The sequence below is a fragment of the Polynucleobacter sp. 39-46-10 genome (assembly GCF_002282275.1).
Window position 1 is genome coordinate 1 of the sequence record NZ_NCJB01000559.1, and the last position, 1,028, is coordinate 1,028.

Annotated in this window: 2 protein-coding genes; one reads left to right on the forward strand and one right to left on the reverse strand. The window is 44.8% G+C overall.

What is annotated here, in order from left to right:
• Positions 1-235: hypothetical protein (locus tag B7X71_RS17715; protein WP_293601709.1), on the forward strand; the 235-nt coding region annotated here is incomplete at its 5' end.
• An 11-nt stretch (positions 236-246) separates the two neighbouring features.
• Here the strand turns inward: B7X71_RS17715 and B7X71_RS17720 are convergent.
• A partial coding sequence (locus B7X71_RS17720) for a hypothetical protein (RefSeq protein ID WP_363927329.1) occupies positions 247-1,028 on the reverse strand: 782 nt, incomplete at its 5' end.

Consider the following 1,028-nt stretch of genomic DNA (forward strand, 5'->3'; position numbering starts at 1 on the left):
TGGGCTATCTCTTTTAGCTTGCTCAACACCACCAAGCGAGTTTGGGGTCTATCGACAGTCCGATGGAACGGTTGGGGTGCATGCCCCAAAAACCGCTAAAGATACCGAGGCACAGGCAGCCGCAGCAGAAGAGTGTAAAAAACTAGGAAAGCGAGGCGCCACTATTGTCGAATCTCGTAAAACAGTGAACGACCGCTTTCCTATGACTTACATTTTTAGGTGTACTAGCTATTAAGTTACAGCAGCTTAGCTAAGCAACCATTTCTTAATTGATTTATTAACACACATAGCATCTAAGGCAAGTCCAAAGAACTCTGAACCATTCGTTACCATGCTTTCAATAGCCTCAACCTTGCCAGACTTCACGCCACGCAGATAAGTTGCAGCACGATAGCGCAGGAAGTGCTCATTCTCACCTTCTTCGTTATCAGTGGAGCAGATTTCGAGACTGCCGTAACGGGTTTCTGGATTGATATTCAGAATGGAGAGGCCTAATGCACCAATCAACTTCTCCGGTACCGGAATAGGCACATATGAGTAGAGCGAAACTAACTGTTCTTGTTCGTCAACTTCAATAATGTGATCGACATCAAACACATCTTTTTCTGTCAATTCAGTTTCACCGGAATCGCCGCCACCAAAGGTAGACTCAAATTGCAACATTGCAGTATTGCTATCTTTGGAGATGTCGATCATGTCAGGGTAGCCAAGTAGGCCTTTCCACCAGTACATGAGTGAGAAGGTGCAGGGCTTTACTTCAACTAAACCCTTGCTGGTTGATTTGGCAAAGTACAAGCCAAAGAACTCATCATCTTCCTCGAGTCCATACTGATCCACCTTGAGATTTTTTGGCGCAGTTGCCTTAGGTGATTTCTTGGCAGCTTTCTTTGGGGCAGGTTTTTTAGCTGCCGGCTTTTTGGCAACTACTTTTTTAACTGCCTTCTTGGCTGCTGGCTTTTTGGCGACAGACTTTTTAGTTACTGGTTTTTTCACTACCTTTTTTACGGCCTTTTTAGCTGCCACTTTCT